The organism is Micromonospora sp. LZ34, assembly GCF_052981855.1.
The window spans coordinates 1-650 of sequence record NZ_JBRIQN010000179.1; the positions used below are offsets into that span (position 1 = coordinate 1).

A 650-nucleotide genomic window follows, 5' to 3' on the forward strand; every position below is an offset into this window, starting at 1 on the left:
CTCGTCCTGCTGTTCGGGATCCTGGTCATGTTCCAGACCTTCTCGCTGCCCGGGCAGTTCGCGCACATGGCACAGGAGTCCCCGGAGGATGCGTACCTGAGGTGGCCACTGACGGCTGTCGCGGTGTTCTGGGTGCTGTGTGTGCAGGTGGTGATCGTGTGCACCTGGCAGTTGCTGACCCTGGTCAGGAACGACCGGATCTTCAGTGAGGCCGCGCTGGGGTGGGTGGATGCGATCGTGTGGGCGATCGCGGCCGCGTGGGTGGTGCTGCTGGGGGTGTTCCTCTACGTCGGGTTCAACGCCGACGACCCCGGGCTGCCGCTGCTGCTGTTCCTGCTGTTGACCGGGGTCACCGTGCTGGGGCTGTTGATGGTGGTGATGCGGGCGCTGCTGCGGCAGGCCACCACGCTGCGTACCGACATGGAAGCGGTGATCTGATGCCCATCGTCGTCCGCATCGACGTCGAGTTGGCCAAACGCAAGATGAGCGTCGGCGAGTTCGCCGAACGGGTCGGGCTCACCCCGGCGAACGTGGCCGTGCTGAAGAACGGCCGCGCCAAAGCGGTCCGGTTCAGCACCCTGGAAGCCATGTGCCGGGTGCTCGACTGCCAACCCGGCGACCTGCTCGAGTGGGTCGACGAATGAACCACC

Annotated in this window: 2 protein-coding genes; both read left to right on the top strand. The window is 66.0% G+C overall.

Translation table 11 applies throughout. From position 1 onward, the window contains the following. A partial coding sequence (locus ACVCAH_RS38045) for a DUF2975 domain-containing protein (RefSeq protein ID WP_447141040.1) occupies positions 1-438 on the top strand: 438 nt, incomplete at its 5' end. After that, positions 438-644, top strand: a complete 207-nt coding sequence (locus ACVCAH_RS38050; protein WP_026874506.1) for a helix-turn-helix domain-containing protein — start codon at positions 438-440, stop codon at positions 642-644. The genes ACVCAH_RS38045 and ACVCAH_RS38050, both read left to right, overlap by 1 nt. Positions 645-650: the final 6 nt, after the last annotated feature.